This window comes from Polymorphum gilvum SL003B-26A1 (genome assembly GCF_000192745.1).
Taxonomy (GTDB): Bacteria; Pseudomonadota; Alphaproteobacteria; order Rhizobiales; family Stappiaceae; genus Polymorphum; species Polymorphum gilvum.
The window spans coordinates 2,561,041-2,576,236 of sequence record NC_015259.1 but is presented as its reverse complement, the minus strand read 5'-3'; the positions used below and the strand labels follow the sequence as shown (position 1 = coordinate 2,576,236).

At 67.6% G+C, this 15,196-nt stretch carries 15 protein-coding genes; 6 read left to right on the top strand and 9 right to left on the bottom strand.

From position 1 onward, the window contains the following. The first annotated feature begins 103 nt into the window (after nucleotides 1–103). The 3 genes from SL003B_RS12200 to der all read left to right on the top strand — a co-directional run bounded on the left by SL003B_RS12200 (nucleotide 104) and on the right by der (nucleotide 3,592). Nucleotides 104–793, top strand: a complete 690-nt coding sequence (locus tag SL003B_RS12200) for a tetratricopeptide repeat protein (RefSeq protein WP_013653158.1) — start codon at nucleotides 104–106, stop codon at nucleotides 791–793. Nucleotides 794–870: 77 nt separating this feature from the next. Beyond that, nucleotides 871–2,142, top strand: a complete 1,272-nt coding sequence (locus SL003B_RS12195) for an outer membrane protein assembly factor BamB family protein (RefSeq protein ID WP_013653157.1) — start codon at nucleotides 871–873, stop codon at nucleotides 2,140–2,142. Between the two features lie 31 nt (nucleotides 2,143–2,173). Next, nucleotides 2,174–3,592: a ribosome biogenesis GTPase Der gene (gene der / locus SL003B_RS12190; protein WP_013653156.1), complete on the top strand. Its 1,419-nt coding sequence runs from the start codon at nucleotides 2,174–2,176 to the stop codon at nucleotides 3,590–3,592. Between the two features lie 97 nt (nucleotides 3,593–3,689). Here der and SL003B_RS12185 read toward each other — a convergent pair whose 3' ends face one another. From SL003B_RS12185 to rpsF, 9 genes are all read right to left on the bottom strand, one after another. Next, nucleotides 3,690–4,439, bottom strand: a complete 750-nt coding sequence (locus tag SL003B_RS12185) for an SDR family NAD(P)-dependent oxidoreductase (protein WP_013653155.1) — start codon at nucleotides 4,437–4,439, stop codon at nucleotides 3,690–3,692. Nucleotides 4,440–4,445: 6 nt separating this feature from the next. Continuing rightward, on the bottom strand, nucleotides 4,446–5,918 hold the full coding sequence (gene purF / locus SL003B_RS12180; RefSeq protein WP_013653154.1) for an amidophosphoribosyltransferase: 1,473 nt from the start codon (nucleotides 5,916–5,918) through the stop codon (nucleotides 4,446–4,448). A gap of 49 nt (nucleotides 5,919–5,967) precedes the next feature. Continuing rightward, a complete protein-coding gene (locus tag SL003B_RS12175; protein WP_041375515.1) occupies nucleotides 5,968–6,591 on the bottom strand; it encodes a CvpA family protein in 624 nt (207 codons plus the stop codon). 80 nt (nucleotides 6,592–6,671) lie between these two features. Further along, nucleotides 6,672–8,066, bottom strand: a complete 1,395-nt coding sequence (gene radA / locus SL003B_RS12170) for a DNA repair protein RadA (RefSeq protein WP_013653152.1) — start codon at nucleotides 8,064–8,066, stop codon at nucleotides 6,672–6,674. After that, nucleotides 8,066–9,208, bottom strand: coding sequence for an alanine racemase (alr, locus tag SL003B_RS12165; protein WP_041375514.1), 1,143 nt, complete (start codon nucleotides 9,206–9,208; stop codon nucleotides 8,066–8,068). Before alr ends, radA begins: the two co-directional genes overlap by 1 nt. Before the next feature lie 134 nt (nucleotides 9,209–9,342). Next, nucleotides 9,343–10,827, bottom strand: a complete 1,485-nt coding sequence (locus tag SL003B_RS12160; protein WP_013653150.1) for a replicative DNA helicase — start codon at nucleotides 10,825–10,827, stop codon at nucleotides 9,343–9,345. Nucleotides 10,828–11,056: 229 nt separating this feature from the next. After that, nucleotides 11,057–11,626 carry a 50S ribosomal protein L9 gene (gene rplI / locus SL003B_RS12155; RefSeq protein WP_013653149.1) on the bottom strand — a complete coding sequence of 190 codons (570 nt, stop codon included), beginning with the start codon at nucleotides 11,624–11,626 and terminating at the stop codon, nucleotides 11,057–11,059. 151 nt (nucleotides 11,627–11,777) lie between these two features. Next, nucleotides 11,778–12,026 (bottom strand): 30S ribosomal protein S18, encoded by a 249-nt coding sequence (gene rpsR, locus SL003B_RS12150; protein ID WP_013653148.1) that lies wholly within the window; start codon nucleotides 12,024–12,026, stop codon nucleotides 11,778–11,780. A 6-nt stretch (nucleotides 12,027–12,032) separates the two neighbouring features. Then, a complete protein-coding gene (gene rpsF / locus SL003B_RS12145; RefSeq protein ID WP_013653147.1) occupies nucleotides 12,033–12,494 on the bottom strand; it encodes a 30S ribosomal protein S6 in 462 nt (153 codons plus the stop codon). 480 nt (nucleotides 12,495–12,974) lie between these two features. Between rpsF and fabD the strand changes: the two genes are divergently transcribed. From fabD to SL003B_RS12130, 3 genes are all read left to right on the top strand, one after another. Then, nucleotides 12,975–13,919, top strand: coding sequence for an ACP S-malonyltransferase (gene fabD / locus SL003B_RS12140; RefSeq protein ID WP_041375513.1), 945 nt, complete (start codon nucleotides 12,975–12,977; stop codon nucleotides 13,917–13,919). A gap of 45 nt (nucleotides 13,920–13,964) precedes the next feature. Then, a complete protein-coding gene (gene fabG, locus SL003B_RS12135; RefSeq protein WP_013653144.1) occupies nucleotides 13,965–14,702 on the top strand; it encodes a 3-oxoacyl-[acyl-carrier-protein] reductase in 738 nt (245 codons plus the stop codon). A gap of 256 nt (nucleotides 14,703–14,958) precedes the next feature. Next, complete coding sequence (locus SL003B_RS12130; protein WP_013653143.1) at nucleotides 14,959–15,195, top strand: acyl carrier protein; 237 nt, start codon at nucleotides 14,959–14,961, stop codon at nucleotides 15,193–15,195. The last annotated feature ends 1 nt before the right edge of the window (nucleotide 15,196 follow it).

Below are 15,196 nucleotides of genomic sequence, written 5' to 3'. Positions count from 1 at the left end.
GGATGCGACAGTTTATTGTGGCGCCGCTTCGGCACGGCGCAGAACGGGGCGCCAGGCCCGCAGGGGCTGCCAAGCCCGGGAAGACCGCAGGAACCAGGTACGAATGTCCGACATTTTTCGTGAAGTCGACGAAGATATCCGCCAGGAGAAATACCGTCGCTTGTGGGACCGGTTCGGTCTCTGGATCATCGTTCTGGCGGTTGTGATCGTCGCCGGTACCGGCGGCTACCGCGGCTGGAGCTACTGGCAGCAGACCAAGGCGCGCGAGGCGGGCGACATGTTCCTGCGCGCGGTCGCCCTCGCCGAGAGCGGGCAGCATCTCGAAGCTCAGGAGCTGTTCGGTCGGCTGGAGACTGCCACCGGCGGCTATCCGGTGCTGGCCCGCCTGCGCGGCGCCACCGACCTTGCCGTTGCCGGCAATCCGGAGGAGGCGATTGCGCGCTTCGACGCCATCGCCGCCGACCGTTCCGTCGATTCGCTGATGCGCGACCTGGCCAGCCTGCGCGCCGGCTATCTGGCGCTGGACAGTCTGGACCATGCGGCCGTGCAGGATCGCCTCGAGGGTGTCGCCGGGGACGCCAACCCGTGGCGCTTCGCCGCCCGCGAGATTCTGGCCTTCAGCGCCTGGAAGGCTGGCGACACCGCTGCCGCCCGCGACTGGATCGACCGTATCGTCGACGATGCAGCGGCGCCCGCAGACGTGTCGGGCCGGGTCGGCATCCTCAACGAGTTGATCCGGGCCGCCGAAGGCGCGGCCGGATCAGCAGCCGGCAACGAAGGGGCCAGCCAGTGATGCGTACCGCGCGAAAGACGATGCGGACGGCCGCATCCCTGGCGCTCGTCTCGGCTCTCGTAGCCGGATGCAGCGCCGTGTCCGAGTTCACCGACCCGATCAATCCTTTCTCGAAGAAGGAGAAGATCCTGCCCGGAGAGCGCCAGCCGCTGTTCGCGGGCGCCGATCCTCTGGCGCAGGCGAGCGGGCAGGCCGCCAGTCTCGGTCCGGCCAGCGGCGGCCAGGACTGGCCGCAGTCGGGCGGCCCGGAGACCAACGACCCGGGCAACGTAGCCGTGTCGGTCGCCGGCGCGCGGGTCTGGCGCGCGTCGATCGGCAGCAGTGGCGGCGGCCTGACTACCTCGGCCCTGCGCACGGCAGCCCGTCCCGTCTCCCAGGGCGGCCGGCTCTATGTCTACAAGCCGACCGGCGAGGTCGTGTCGCTGAGCACGGGCGGCGCACGCGGCTGGACGCGGTCGCTGCGTCCCGAGGGCGAGCGGGATTCCGCAGCTGGCGGTGGTGTGGCGGTGTCGGGAGGACGCGTGTTCGCCGCCACCGGCTATCGCCAGCTGGCAGCCCTCGACGCCGGCTCCGGCCAGGTGCTGTGGACAGCGGATCTGGGTGCGCCGGCGCGCGGTGCGCCAGCGGTCGGCGCGGGTCACGTCTTCGTGGTGACGCAGACCAACGAGGTCTATGCCGTCAAGCAGGACGACGGCACCGTCGCCTGGACCTATTCCGGCATTTCGGAATCCGCCGGTCTGCTGTCGGCGGCGAGCCCTGCGGTTTCGGGCAACACGGTGGTCGTTCCGTTCTCCTCCGGAGAGATCATGGCGCTCGACATTAAGACCGGCGAGCCGAAGTGGGTCGATGCGGTCGCGCGCTCGTTCCGCACCCTTGCGGTGTCCGGGCTTGCCGACGTTGCGGCGAGCCCGGTGGTTTCCGGCGGTACCGTCTATGCGACCGGCGTCGCCGGCCGCACCATCGCCGCCTCGCTGTCCAGCGGCGAGCGGCTGTGGGAGCAGGACATCGGTAGCGTCCACACGCCGGTCGTGTCCGGCAACGCCCTGTTCATGGTCACCCTCGACGACCGCATGGTGGCGCTCGACCGCAAGACCGGCAGGCCGCTGTGGTCGGCCGACCTGCCGCAGATTGAGAGCCGAAAGCAGCGCCGCAATTGGGCCGGCCCCGCTCTGGCCAATGGTACCCTGGTCGCATTTTCCAACGACGGACGCCTTGCGCAGGTCGATGCGGTGTCCGGCAAGGTGCTGTCGGCGCGCGACGTGCAGACCAAGGTGTTCGTGACGCCGATCATCGCCGGCGGGCGCGTGATCGTGCTCGAGGGCGACAGCGGCATCGCGGCGTTCAACTGACAAGACCGCCGCGCGGCAAGGAGTACCTGAGGTGGGCGCAACCGTCGCCATCATCGGCCGGCCGAACGTCGGCAAGTCGACTCTGTTCAACCGTCTGGTCGGCAAGCGGCTGGCGCTGGTCGACGACACGCCCGGCGTGACCCGCGATCGTCGCCCCGGCGAGGCGCGTCTTGGCGACCTGCGCTTCACGGTGATCGACACCGCCGGCCTGGAGGACGCGGACGCCACCAGCCTGGAAGGGCGCATGCGCGCCCAGACCGAGGAGGCGATCGCTGAAGCCGACGTGGTGCTGTTCGTCATCGATGCGCGCTCTGGCGTGACGCCGCTCGACAGCCATTTCGCCGAGGTCGCCCGGCGCAGCGACCGGCCGGTCATCCTGCTCGCCAACAAGGCGGAAGGGCGGGCCGGAGAAGGCGGTCTCTATGACGCCTTCGCCCTCGGCCTCGGCGATCCGGTCGCCATCTCGGCCGAGCACGGCGAGGGCCTGGCCGACCTCTACGAGGCGCTGCTGCCCTATGTGGAACGCGTCGAGGAGGAGGAAGCGGCCCGGGATGAGGCACGCATCGGCATCGACCTCGACGAGAGCGGCGAGGCGATCGAACCCGAGACGCCGGCCGGCACGCGCGAGCGGCCGCTCAGGGTGGCGATCGTCGGCCGGCCGAACGCCGGCAAATCGACGCTGATCAACCGCATGATCGGCGAGGAACGCATGCTGACCGGTCCGGAGGCCGGTATCACCCGCGATTCCATCTCGGTCGACTGGCTCTGGCGCGACCATCACGTCAAGCTGTTCGACACCGCCGGCATCCGCCGCAAGGCGCGGGTACAGGAGAAGCTGGAAAAGCTGTCGGTCGCCGACGCGTTGCGCGCGATCAAGTTCGCCGAGGTGGTGGTGGTCACGCTGGATGCGACAAACGCCTTCGAGAAGCAGGATCTTCAGATCATCGACCTGGTGGCGCGCGAAGGCCGCGCCCTGGTCATCGCCATCAACAAGTGGGATCTGGTCGAGGACCGCGAGGCGGCCTGGCAGGCGATCCGCGACGCCCAGGACCGCTATCTAAACCAGATCCGGGGTGTGCAGATTGCCACCATTTCCGGTATCCAGGGCCAGGGGATCGACCGGCTGATGGAAGCGGTGTTCACCGCCTACGACGTCTGGAACACGCGTATTTCCACGGCCCGGCTCAACCGCTGGCTCGACGGCGTGCTGGCGCATCATCCGCCCCCCGCGGTCCAGGGCCGGCGGGTGCGGCTGCGTTACATGACCCAGGCCAAGACCCGGCCGCCGCATTTCGTGGTGTTCTGCTCGCGGCCGGAGGAACTGCCGGAAAGCTACACCCGCTATCTGGTCAACACCCTGCGCGACAAGTTCGACATGCCCGGCACGCCGATCCGCCTTAGCTACCGCAAGGGCGAAAACCCCTACGCCGGCAAGGCCAAGAAACGCTGAGGCTACGCCCCGGAGGCGCGGCGCAGGCTCGGAGAAGAAAAAGGCCTCCGGAGGATCCTCCGGAGGCCTTTTTGATAGGAAGCCGGACCGGATGGGCTCAGGAGCAGATCGGGAGGAACTCGCGGATCTCGCGCGACGGATGGTCGTAGAGCTTGCCCGTGACGGTGCAGGCGGGGGCCGACAGATCGAGGATTGCTGAGGCGATCTCGGAGGGATGCGGCAGCGTCTCGGGATCCTCGCCCGGCATGGCCTTGGCACGCATGGCGGTGCGCATCGGACCCGGATTGACCAGGTTGGCCTTGATCGGCGTCTGCAGCGTCTCGGCGGCATAGGTGCGCACGAGGGCTTCCACCGCGGCCTTGGAAACGGAGTAGGGGCCCCAGTAGGCCTTGCACTTCTGCGCCGCGCCCGAGGACAGGAACACGGCGCGGCCGGCGTCCGACCGGCGCAGCAGCGGATCGAGCGAGCGGATCAGGCGCCAGTTGGCGGTGACGTTGATCGCCATCACCTGGTCCCAGGTCTTGATGTCGACGTGGCCGAGCGGCGACAACGTGCCGAGGATGCCGGCGTTGCCGATCAGGACGTCGAGCCTGCCGAAGCGCTCGTAGAGCGCCGCGCCGAGTCTGTCGATCCCATCGTAATCGGTCAGGTCGAGCGGCACCAGTGTCGGCGCCGGACCGCCCGCGGCGCGGATCTCGTCGTCGAGTTCCTCCAGGCCGCCGACCGTGCGCGCGAGCGCGACGACATGGGCGCCGGCGGCGCCGAGCGCCCTGGCGACGAAATAGCCGATGCCGCGGGAGGCTCCGGTGACGACGGCGATGCGGTTTTCGAAAGCGGGATCGGACATGCCGGACTATCGTACCTCGACCAGACGCGGGGGGTGACGGAACTCCGCGTCTCCGGACAGGTCGGTGAGCGGGGTCGGGTAATCGCCGGTGAAGCAGTGATCGGTGAACTGCGGGTTCTCGTCGTCGCGCCCGTCGTAGCCCATGGCGCGGTAGATGCCCTCGACCGACAGGAAGGCGAGCGTGTCGGCGCCGATATAGGCCCGCATCTCCTCCAGGCTATAGCGGGCGGCGAGCAGCTTCTCGCGCACCGGCGTATCGATGCCGTAATAATCCGAGTAGCGGATCGGCGGGCTGGCGAGGCGGAAGTGGACTTCCCGAGCGCCCGCGTCGCGGATCATCTGGACGATCTTGACCGAGGTCGTGCCGCGCACGAGGCTGTCGTCGATCAGCGTGACGCGCTTGCCGGCGATCTGGCTGCGGTTGGCCGAATGCTTCAGCTTGACGCCGAGGGTGCGGATCGACTGGGTCGGCTCGATGAAGGTGCGCCCGACATAGTGGTTGCGGATGATGCCGAGCTCGAAGGGAATGCCCGATTCCTGACTGTAGCCGATGGCGGCCGGCACGCCGCTGTCGGGCACCGGCACGACGACATCCGCTTCGACCTGAGATTCGATCGCGAGCTGGCGGCCCATCTCGCGCCGCACGTCGTAGACGCTGCGGCCGCCGAGGATGGAATCCGGTCGCGAGAAGTAGATGTATTCGAAGATGCAGGGACGCGCCTTGCGCCTACCGAAGGGGAAGAACGATTCGATACCGCCGGTGCTGCAGACGATGACCTCGCCGTTCTCGATCTCGCGGATGAACCGGGCGCCGATGATGTCGAGGGCACAGGTCTCCGACGCCAGGATCGGCGCGCCGTTGAGGTCGCCGAGGACGAGCGGGCGGATGCCGAGAGGATCGCGCGCGCCGATCAGCTTCTTGCCGGTGAGGGCGACCAGCGAATAGGCGCCTTCCATCTGCTTGATCGCCTCGATGAAGCGGTCGACGATCTTGGGCTGGCGGCTGCGGGCGAGGAGCTGCAGGACGACCTCGGAATCGGAGGTCGACTGGCAGATCGCGCCGTCGCGAATGAGCTGGCGGCGCAGCGTCAGGGCGTTGGTGAAGTTGCCGTTGTGGCAGATCGCGATGCCGCCGCCGTCGAGTTCGGCAAACAGCGGCTGCACGTTGCGCAGGATGGTCTCGCCGGTAGTCGAATAGCGCACATGGCCGATGGCGGCAGAGCCGGACAGGCGGGCAATCGTGTCGGCGTCGGAGAAATGATCGCCGACCAGCCCGAGGTGCCGCTCGGCCCGGAACTGATCGTTGTCCAGCGTCACGATCCCGGCGGCCTCCTGGCCGCGGTGCTGCAGGGCATGAAGACCAAGGGCTGTCAGGGCCGCGGCATCCTCGTGACCGAGCACACCGAAGACGCCGCATTCTTCCCGCAAGGTGTCGCCGTCCAGGTCCAGGTCGAACTCGAAATCGGTCTCGCCGTTCATGGCGATACTCCTCATTGTCCTGTAACCGGATCGAAGCTCCGGCTGTCGTTCAGTTGCCGCTGCCGCCACGTGTCAGCTGGTCCAGTCCCTGGCGCTCGGACGGGCTGTAGCCTGTGTCCTCTCCGTCCTGGTCGTCCGTGACAGCGCCTGCGCCGGCGCGGCCAGAGCGGATACGGTCCATGATTGCCTGCTCCGGATCTTCCGGCAATGCGGCGATCAGCCTGTCGCCGATGGAAACCAGCACCGGACGGGACTTGGCCCCGGCGACCCACTGCGGCTGGCGTTCGGCCGGCACGAACCAGTTGAAGAACAGCATCGCGACCACGACGAGCAGCAGCCCGCGCGCGGCGCCGAACACGAACCCGAGCGTGCGGTCGAGCGCGCCGATGCGGCTGTCGAGTACGAAGTCGGAGATGCGCATGGTGATGTAGCTGACGATGATCAGCGTGATCAGGAACACGCCGGCGACCGCGGCGCCGAGGGCGACGTATTCGTTCGAGATGTACTGCCTGGCGAAGGGCAGAACCTCACCATAGAGCAGATAGGCCGCGACGGCGGCGGCGACCCACGAGGCGATCGACAGCACCTCGCGGACGAAGCCGCGGATCATCGCCAGTACGGCCGAGATGAGCATGATGACGAGAAGGATTCCGTCCAGTAGCGTGATCGGCATTGCTCGGTTTTACCCTCTTGTCCCGCGTCGGCCGCTTCCGTTGCACCTGTCGTGTTGCCGGTGCAGGCGAAGATCCTGCGTCAATCGCGGGTCTGGACGCCGGTTCGGGCCGAAATCCTGGCGATGAATTCTCCAAGTTCCTGGAGCCCCTCGGCCGCGATATCCGGTCCGGCGCCGTCCTTCACGTTGCCCTGCGGGCAAATGGCCCGGTCGAAGCCCAGTTTCTGCGCTTCCTTCAGCCGTGCCTGACCCTGGGCCACGGGCCGGATGGCGCCCGACAGGCTGACTTCGCCGAAATAGACGCAATTCGCCGGAAGGGCAAGCCCGCTGAGCGAGGACACGAGCGCGGCGGCGACCGCAAGGTCTGCGCCCGGTTCGTTGATGCGTAGGCCGCCAGCGACGTTGAGATAGACGTCGTGCTGGGAGAAACGCACGCCGCACCGGGCCTCCAGCACGGCGAGGATCATCGACAGGCGCGCGCTGTCCCAGCCGATCACGGCGCGCCGGGGCGTGCCGAGCGGCGACGGTGCGACCAGCGCCTGGATCTCGATCAGCAGCGGACGGGAGCCCTCCAGACCGGCGAACACGGCCGATCCGGGCGCATTCATCGACCGCTCGCCGAGGAACAGCGCCGACGGATTGGCGACCTCCTGCAGGCCGGCGCCGGTCATCTCGAACACGCCGATCTCGTCGGTGGCGCCGAAGCGGTTCTTGACCGAGCGCAGGATCCGGTACTGGTGGGCGCCGTCGCCCTCGAAATACAGCACCGCGTCGACCATGTGCTCGACCACCCGCGGGCCGGCGATCTGGCCGTCCTTGGTGACATGGCCGACGAGCACCATCGCGGTGCCGGACTTCTTGGCGTAGCGCACCATCGCCTGGGCCGAGGCGCGCACCTGGGTGACCGTGCCGGGCGGAGAATCGACCACGTCGGTCCACAGCGTCTGCACCGAATCCAGGATCAGCAGCGCTGGGGGCGGACTGGCGTCCAGGGTGGCGAGGATGTCCTCGACGCTGGTTTCCGCAGCGAGCGCCACGGGTGCGTCGGCAAGGCCGAGCCGTTCGGCGCGCAGGCGCACCTGATCGATCGCTTCCTCGCCCGAGATATAGACCGATTTCAGCCCGCCGCGGGCGAGGGCGGCTGCAGCCTGGATCAGCAGCGTCGACTTGCCGATGCCCGGATCGCCGCCGACCAGTAGCGCCGAGCCGCGCACGAAACCGCCGCCGGTCACGCGATCCAGTTCCTTGATGCCGCTCAGGAATCTGGGCGCCTCCCGGGTCTCGCCGGACAGGCCGACCAGCGGCACGACCCGCCCGCGCCCCGGCTTGGCGCGACCCGGGCCGCCGCCGATGCCGCTGCCGGTCTGCTCCTCGACGATCGAGTTCCACTCGCCGCAGGAATCGCAGCGGCCGGCCCATTTCGAGCTGACGGCGCCGCAGGACTGGCAGACGAAGGAGGACGAACGGCGGGCCATCAGCCGGCAACCTCTGCCAGGGGCGCGTAGCGGCGGTGGAAGCGGCGGCCGAGCGCGGTGAGATATTCATAGTCGATGGTGTCGGCCACGGCCGCCAGTTCGCTCGCCGCGACATGCGGACCGATCAGTTCGACCATCGCGCCCCGGCGCAGCAGGGCGGCGGGAACATCAGTCACATCAAGGGCTTGCATGTCCATCGAGATGCGCCCGAAAACCGGCACCCGGTGCCCGACGATCCAGCCGTGGCCGCCAGGACGGTCGTCGCTGCCGCCGGCGCGGCGCAGCAGTCCATCGGCATAGCCGGCCGCGACGACGGCCAGACGGGTGTCGCGGCGCACCGTCTGGGCGAGGCCGTAGCCGACGCCCTCGCCGGCCCGCACGGTGCGCAGCTGCAGGATCCGCGCCTCCACCCTGGCCACGGGCCGCATCGGATTGTCAAAGGAATCCAAGGCCTTGCCGCCGTAGAGCGCGATCCCCGGGCGGACCAGGTCGAAATGGTAGTCGGCGCCGAGGAAGATACCGGCGGAATTGGCCAGCGACCTGACGGCGTCCGGAAAGTGTCCTGAAAGTGTCCTGAACCGCTCCAACTGCTGCCTGTTGAGCGGATGTCCGGGCTCGGCGCCGCAGGCGAGGTGGCTGATGACCAGAGCCAGAGCGAAGGAGTCGAGCAGGTCGCGGTCGCCGGCGAGCCGCTCGGCTTCCTGCTCGGTCAGGCCGAGCCGGTTCATGCCGGTGTCGACATGCACCGCCGCCTCGAGCCGGACCTTGCGGCTGCGGCAGAACAGCGCCCATTCCTCCAGCTCGGGGAGCGAGCCGAGCACCGGGCGCAGGCGCGCCTCGGCATAGGCCGGTGCCGTGCCGGGAAACAGACCGTCGAGAACGTAGATCGTCGCTCCCGGAGCGGCCTCGCGAACGGCGATTCCCTCGGCGGGAAGGGCGACGAAGAACGTGTCGCAGCCGCTGGCGGCAAGCGCGCGCACGGTCGCCGGAATGCCGCAACCGTAGGCGTCGGCCTTGACGGTCGCGGCGCAGCGCGCGCCCGGCCCGAGTTGGCCGGCGAGTGCGCGCCAGTTGTCGGCGATCGCCGCAGTGTCGACGGTCAGCACGCCGCCGGCGAGGGCTTCTGGGGATACGGAACTCATCGGCAGGACCCATGCCCCGGCATTGGTTCGAAATCGAGGCGAATCGCGCGCAGTCGCGAGACAAATCCAATCATAGCCGATGCGAAGCCGCTGTGGCCGAGACATGCTCGCACCGCGCGGGGCAGGCATGCGCGTCAGTCGTGCCGTTCGGGCAGGTATTCGTCCTGGGCGAGATCGGAGAAGCGGGTGAACTCGCCCTGGAAGTGCAGGTTGACGGTACCGGTCGGGCCGTGACGCTGCTTGGCGATGATGACTTCCGCCTTGCCCCTGACCCGGTCGAACTTGTCGCGCCAGACCTCGTATTCGCTGGTGCCTTCCTCGGGCTCGGTCTTGGACAGGTAGTACTCCTCGCGGAACACGAACAGAACGACGTCGGCGTCCTGCTCGATCGAGCCCGATTCGCGCAGGTCGGAGAGCTGCGGGCGCTTGTCGTCGCGGCTTTCGACCTGGCGCGAGAGCTGGGACAGCGCGATGATCGGAACGTGCAGCTCCTTGGCCAGAGCCTTCAGGCCGGTGGTGATCTCGGTGATCTCCTGGACGCGATTGGCGTTGGTCTTCTGCGAGCCCGACAACAGCTGGATGTAGTCGACGATCAGGAGGTCGAGGCCGCGCTGGCGCTTGAGCCGACGGGCGCGGGCGACGAGGGCAGCGATCGAGATGCCGCCGGTCTGGTCGACGTGCAGCGGCACCGTCTGCATGTGCTGGGCGGCGGCCGCGAGCTTCTCGAAGTCGGCCTCGGAGATGTCGCCGCGCCGGATCTTGGAGGAGGAGATCTCGGTCTGTTCGGAAATGATGCGGGTGGCGAGTTGTTCGGCCGACATTTCCAGCGAGAAGAAGCCGACGACGCCGCCATTGACGGTCTTCAGCGTGCCGTCCGGCTGTTCCTCGGCCTGGTAGGCCTGGGCGATGTTGTAGGCGATGTTGGTCGCCAGCGAGGTCTTGCCCATGCCCGGACGGCCGGCAAGCACGATCAGGTCGGACGACTGCAGGCCACCCATGACCCGGTCGAGGTCGTGCAGGCCGGTGGAGATGCCCGACAGCGCGCCTTCGCGGTTGTAGGCGGCGTGAGCCATCTGGATCGTCTGGGTCAGGGCGTCGCCGAAGGAGACGAAGCCGCCGTCGCCGCGCCCGGTCTCGGCCAGATCGAACAGGCGCCGCTCGGCGTCGTCGATCTGCTGCGACGGTGGCATGTCGATCGGTGCGTCATAGGCGATGTTGACCATGTCCTCGCCGATGCGGATCAGGTTGCGCCGCAGGGCGAGGTCGTAGATCGCGCGGCCGTAGTCCTCGGCATTGATGATCGAGGCCGCATCGGCGGCCAGCCGGAGCAGGTACTGGGTAGCGGACAGGTCGGCGATCCGGGTGTCCGCGGGATAGAAGGTCTTCAGCGTGATCGGCGAGGCGGTCTTGCCGGCGCGGATCAGCTGGCCGATCTTCTCGTAGATGTCCTGGTGCGGCGGGACGAAGAAGTGGTGCGGCTCGAGGAAGTCGGAGACCCGATAGTAGGTCTCGTTGTTGACCAGGATCGCGCCGAGCAACTGGCGCTCGGCCTCCGCGTTATGCGGGGCGATGCGCAGCGTTTCGGCCGCCGCCTCGATCTTCTGAATCGTCCCTTTCATGCCGTCCCCCGTTGGCCCTGCAAGGTTTCGTTTACCGGCAGGAGGTGGCGAGGAAAAGGCGACAATGGTCGAGATCGCCGCGTGCCGGCAAAGAAAAAAATCATCGGGGACAAACCATCGAACGCGCTTGACGGCCCCATGGCCGGCAGCCTTCCGCGACCATCCGGACGGCCAAAAGAAAACGGCGCCACGAGGGGCGCCGTCCGGGTCGGGATCAGGGGCAGTCGCCTTACTCGGCTTCCTGCTCGCCCTCGACTTCCTCTTCCTCGCCTTCTTCTTCTTCTTCCTCGAATTCGAAGACGTCCTGGTCGCGAGTCGTCAGATCCTCGCCGGCGGCCTGGCGTTCGGCCTCGTCGGCCGAGCGGGCGACGTTGACGGCCACCGCGACCTCGACTTCCGGATGCAGGGCGATCAGGACGCTGTGCAGGCCGATGGTCTTGATCGGCGTGTTGAGGCGGACCTGATTGCGGGCAACGGTGAAGCCGCCGGCGGTCGCCACTTCCGCGATGTCGCGGGTCGACACGGAGCCGTAGAGCTGGCCGGTCTCGCCTGCGGAGCGGATGACGACGAAGGACTGGCCGTCCAGCTTGGCGGCAACGCCCTGGGCTTCCTGGCGGCGCTCGAGATTGCGGGCCTCAAGCTGGGCGCGCTCGGCCTCGAAACGGGCGAGGTTCGCCTTGTTGGCGCGCAGCGCCTTGCCCTGCGGCAGCAGGAAATTGCGCGCGTAGCCGTCGCGCACGCGCACCTTGTCGCCCATCTGGCCAAGCTTGGCGATGCGCTCGAGAAGAATGACTTCCATGTCTGTCTCCAAACGGTCTGTCCCGCAGCCAGCAGGCGGCGGTTAGAGGCCGATCCACTTCGGAACCCGTCGGCCCCAATCCGGGATGCCGGGCCGGCCCGGCGACGATCCGGGGCGGGGCCCCGGACCGGAACTGGTCGCGTGCTGCGGCTTACTTGATCACGAAGGGCAGCAGGCCGAGCAGGCGGGCACGCTTGATGGCGCGGGCGAGCTCGCGCTGCTTCTTCGCGGAGACCGCGGTGATGCGGCTCGGCACGATCTTGCCGCGCTCCGAGATGTAGCGCTGCAGCAGGCGGATGTCCTTGTAGTCGATCGCCGGGGCGCCGGCGCCGGAGAACGGGCAGGTCTTGCGCCGGCGGAAGAACGGACGGCGGCTCGGGATCTGGGCGATATCAACCATTGTCACTTACTCCGCTTCTGCACGACGCGGAGCGCGTTCGCCCCGCTCACCCCGGCCACCGCGATCGCCCCGGTCGCCCCGATCCCCACGCTCGCTGCGTTCGCCGCCGCCGAAGCGGTCGTCGCGACGCCGGCGATCGTCGCGATCGCGCTTCTGCATCATCGCGGAGGGTTCGTCGTCGTGTGCCTCGACCTTGATGGTCATGAAGCGCAGGATGTCTTCGTTGAGGCCCATCTGGCGCTCCATCTCGGCGATCGCAGCGTGCGGCGCATCGATGTTCATCAGCGTGTAGTGAGCCTTGCGGTTCTTCTTGATGCGATAGGCCAGGGAGCGAAGTCCCCAGTTCTCGATCTTGCCGACGGTGCCACCGCCGGACTCGATCAGGCCCTTGAACTGGTCGACGAGTTGTTCGACCTGCTGGGTCGAAACGTCCTGGCGCGCCAGGAACACGTGCTCATAAAGCGGCATGTGCGAGTGCCTTTCACTGCTTCTACAATCGGGAACCGGCGCAAAGCCTCAACGTGCCCTTGGGAAAGGTTACGCAAAGTCCTACGAGAGCGGAGACACGGGAAGTCAGGTCTCTTGCCGACCCTGGTGGCGGACGATCGCTCGACCGGCACCCTTCCGTTCAGCCCCCGGCCAAGTCCCGGATGGAAGTGCGCTGTATAGCCGACTGTTTCGAAAATGCAAGCGATGAAAGCCGGCCAATTCCGCCAAGCCGCCGATGGCGGCGGCGCGGGGTATTCTGTAGGGTATCGCGGCGCAGGTCGACGTCGTCGAGGCGGATGGTGCCGGCGTCGGCGGCTGCGCGACCCTGTCCGGGCCTTGACACGATGATGCGCATCGGACCATAGCGGCGCGTCGGGATTGCGGCGGACCATGGATCCGGCCTGCGATCCGGCAGGGACAACAGCGGAAGTACACGAGGCAGCGGAGGCCTTGCGCACAATGAGCGTCGCATTCCTTTTCCCCGGTCAGGGCAGCCAGGTGGTCGGCATGGGCAAGGTGTTCGCCGAAACCTGCCCAGAAGCGCGGGCGGTGTTCGCAGAGGTGGACGAGGCGCTCGGCGAATCCCTCAGCGAGATCATGTGGAACGGTCCGGAGGACAGCCTGACGCTGACGGCCAACGCCCAGCCGGCGCTGATGGCGGTGAGCCTGGCCTCCATGCGCGTGCTTGAGGCGCGCGGCGTCGAACTGAAGGCGTCAGCATCCTTCGTCGCTGGCCATTCGCTCGGCGAATATTCTGCGCTCGCGGCCGCCGGCAGTCTGAAGATCGCCGATGCGGCGCGCCTGCTGCGCATCCGCGGCGAGGCCATGCAGGCCGCCGTGCCGGTCGGGCAGGGCGCCATGGCGGCACTGCTCGGTCTGGACTTCGAAGCGGCCCGCGACGTCGCCGCCGAAGCGGCGCAGGGCGAGGTCTGCGAAGCGGCCAACGACAACGCGCCGGGCCAGGTCGTCGTCTCCGGCCATCGCGCCGCAGTCGAGCGGGCGGTAGAAATCGCCAAGGGCAGGGGCGCCCGCCGCGCTGTGCTGCTGCCGGTGAGCGCACCGTTCCATTGTTCCCTGATGGCGCCGGCGGCCGACGCCATGGCCGAGGCGCTGGCGAAGGTCGAGATCGTTCCGCCGGCGGTGCCGCTGGTCTGCAACGTGCTGGCCGCGCCGATCACCGATCCGGACGAGATCCGCAAGCGTCTGGTCGAACAGGTCACCGGAACCGTGCGCTGGCGTGAATCCGTCGGCTGGCTCGCCGGCCAGGGCGTAGACACCTTCGTCGAGATCGGCGCCGGCAAGGTGCTGACCGGCATGGTCAAGCGCATCGCCGCAGATGGCACCGGCCTTGCCGTCAACGCACCGGCGGACGTCGATGCGCTGCTCGAGCGCCTGAACGGCTGATAGCGAAGGCCCGAGACCAAGATCCAGACCAGGAAGGAAAGACCCATGTTCAGCCTGAACGACAGGACGGCGCTGGTGACCGGCGCCACCGGCGGGATCGGCGAGGCGATCGCGCGCGCGCTGCACGCGCAGGGCGCGACCGTCGCGCTGTCCGGCACGCGTGCCGGCAAGCTGGAGGAACTGGCCGTCGACCTCGGCGACCGCGTCCACGTGGTGCCGGCAAACCTGTCCGACCGCGCCGCGGTCGACGCGCTGGTGCCGGCTGCCGAGGCGGCCATGGGCCGTATCGACATCCTGGTCAACAACGCCGGCATCACCCGCGACAACCTGTTCATGCGCATGAAGGACGAGGAGTGGGACCAGGTTCTGGAAGTGAACCTGACCTCCGGCTTCCATATCTGCCGCGCGGCCATCAAGGGCATGATGAAGCGCCGCCACGGCCGCATCATCGGCATCACTTCGGTCGTCGGCGTGACCGGCAATCCGGGTCAGGCGAACTACGCCGCCGCCAAGGCCGGCATGATCGGCATGTACAAGTCGCTGGCCCGCGAGATCGCCAGCCGCAACATCACAGTCAACACGGTGGCGCCCGGCTTCATCGAGACCGCCATGACCGACGTGCTGAACGACAAGCAGAAGGAATCGATCCTGCAGACCGTTCCTGCCGGGCGGCTCGGATCGGCCATGGAAATCGCTGCGGCGGCAGTCTATCTTGCCAGCGACGAGGCGGCCTACATCACCGGCCAGACGCTGCATGTGAATGGCGGCATGGCCATGATTTAAAAGCAAGAATCAGAACGCGGACACAACTGTCCGCAGGCGCTTCCAAGCGGTTTCCCGGCGGCTGGCCATTCCCAATAAAGTATGATACCTAGCCGCCGATTATTGAGAAATGGTCAGCGTGAAGATCGGTTATCCGGTCTAAGCGTCGGTCCGACTGGAGCACTCGCGCGCAAGGCACTTGTGAAAACCGAGGTTTTCTTCAAAGTGTTCGCTCTCGGGCGTCCGGAACATACCAAAACCATCGAGGTAGTAGAAAATGAGCGATATCGCGGATCGGGTTAAGAAAATCGTCGTCGAACACCTGGGCGTCGACGCCGACAAGGTCGTCGAGGGCGCGTCCTTCATCGACGATCTGGGCGCGGACAGCCTGGACACCGTCGAACTGGTCATGGCGTTCGAGGAAGAGTTCGGCGTCGAGATCCCGGACGATGCGGCCGAGACGATCCTGACCGTCGGCGACGCCGTCAAGTTCCTGGAAAAGAACGCCGGCTGAC

What these genes read in the sequence shown, in the direction of transcription:
- SL003B_RS12200 (WP_013653158.1), top strand. Translation starts at nt 104, where the DNA reads ATGTCCGACATTTTTCGTGAAGTCGACGAAGATATCCGCCAGGAGAAA.
- SL003B_RS12185 (WP_013653155.1), bottom strand. Translation starts at nt 4,439, where the DNA reads ATGTCCGATCCCGCTTTCGAAAACCGCATCGCCGTCGTCACCGGAGCC.
- purF (WP_013653154.1), bottom strand. Translation starts at nt 5,918, where the DNA reads ATGAACGGCGAGACCGATTTCGAGTTCGACCTGGACCTGGACGGCGAC.
- SL003B_RS12175 (WP_041375515.1), bottom strand. Translation starts at nt 6,591, where the DNA reads ATGCCGATCACGCTACTGGACGGAATCCTTCTCGTCATCATGCTCATC.
- radA (WP_013653152.1), bottom strand. Translation starts at nt 8,066, where the DNA reads ATGGCCCGCCGTTCGTCCTCCTTCGTCTGCCAGTCCTGCGGCGCCGTC.
- alr (WP_041375514.1), bottom strand. Translation starts at nt 9,208, where the DNA reads ATGAGTTCCGTATCCCCAGAAGCCCTCGCCGGCGGCGTGCTGACCGTC.
- SL003B_RS12160 (WP_013653150.1), bottom strand. Translation starts at nt 10,827, where the DNA reads ATGAAAGGGACGATTCAGAAGATCGAGGCGGCGGCCGAAACGCTGCGC.
- rplI (WP_013653149.1), bottom strand. Translation starts at nt 11,626, where the DNA reads ATGGAAGTCATTCTTCTCGAGCGCATCGCCAAGCTTGGCCAGATGGGC.
- rpsR (WP_013653148.1), bottom strand. Translation starts at nt 12,026, where the DNA reads ATGGTTGATATCGCCCAGATCCCGAGCCGCCGTCCGTTCTTCCGCCGG.
- rpsF (WP_013653147.1), bottom strand. Translation starts at nt 12,494, where the DNA reads ATGCCGCTTTATGAGCACGTGTTCCTGGCGCGCCAGGACGTTTCGACC.
- fabD (WP_041375513.1), top strand. Translation starts at nt 12,975, where the DNA reads ATGAGCGTCGCATTCCTTTTCCCCGGTCAGGGCAGCCAGGTGGTCGGC.
- fabG (WP_013653144.1), top strand. Translation starts at nt 13,965, where the DNA reads ATGTTCAGCCTGAACGACAGGACGGCGCTGGTGACCGGCGCCACCGGC.
- SL003B_RS12130 (WP_013653143.1), top strand. Translation starts at nt 14,959, where the DNA reads ATGAGCGATATCGCGGATCGGGTTAAGAAAATCGTCGTCGAACACCTG.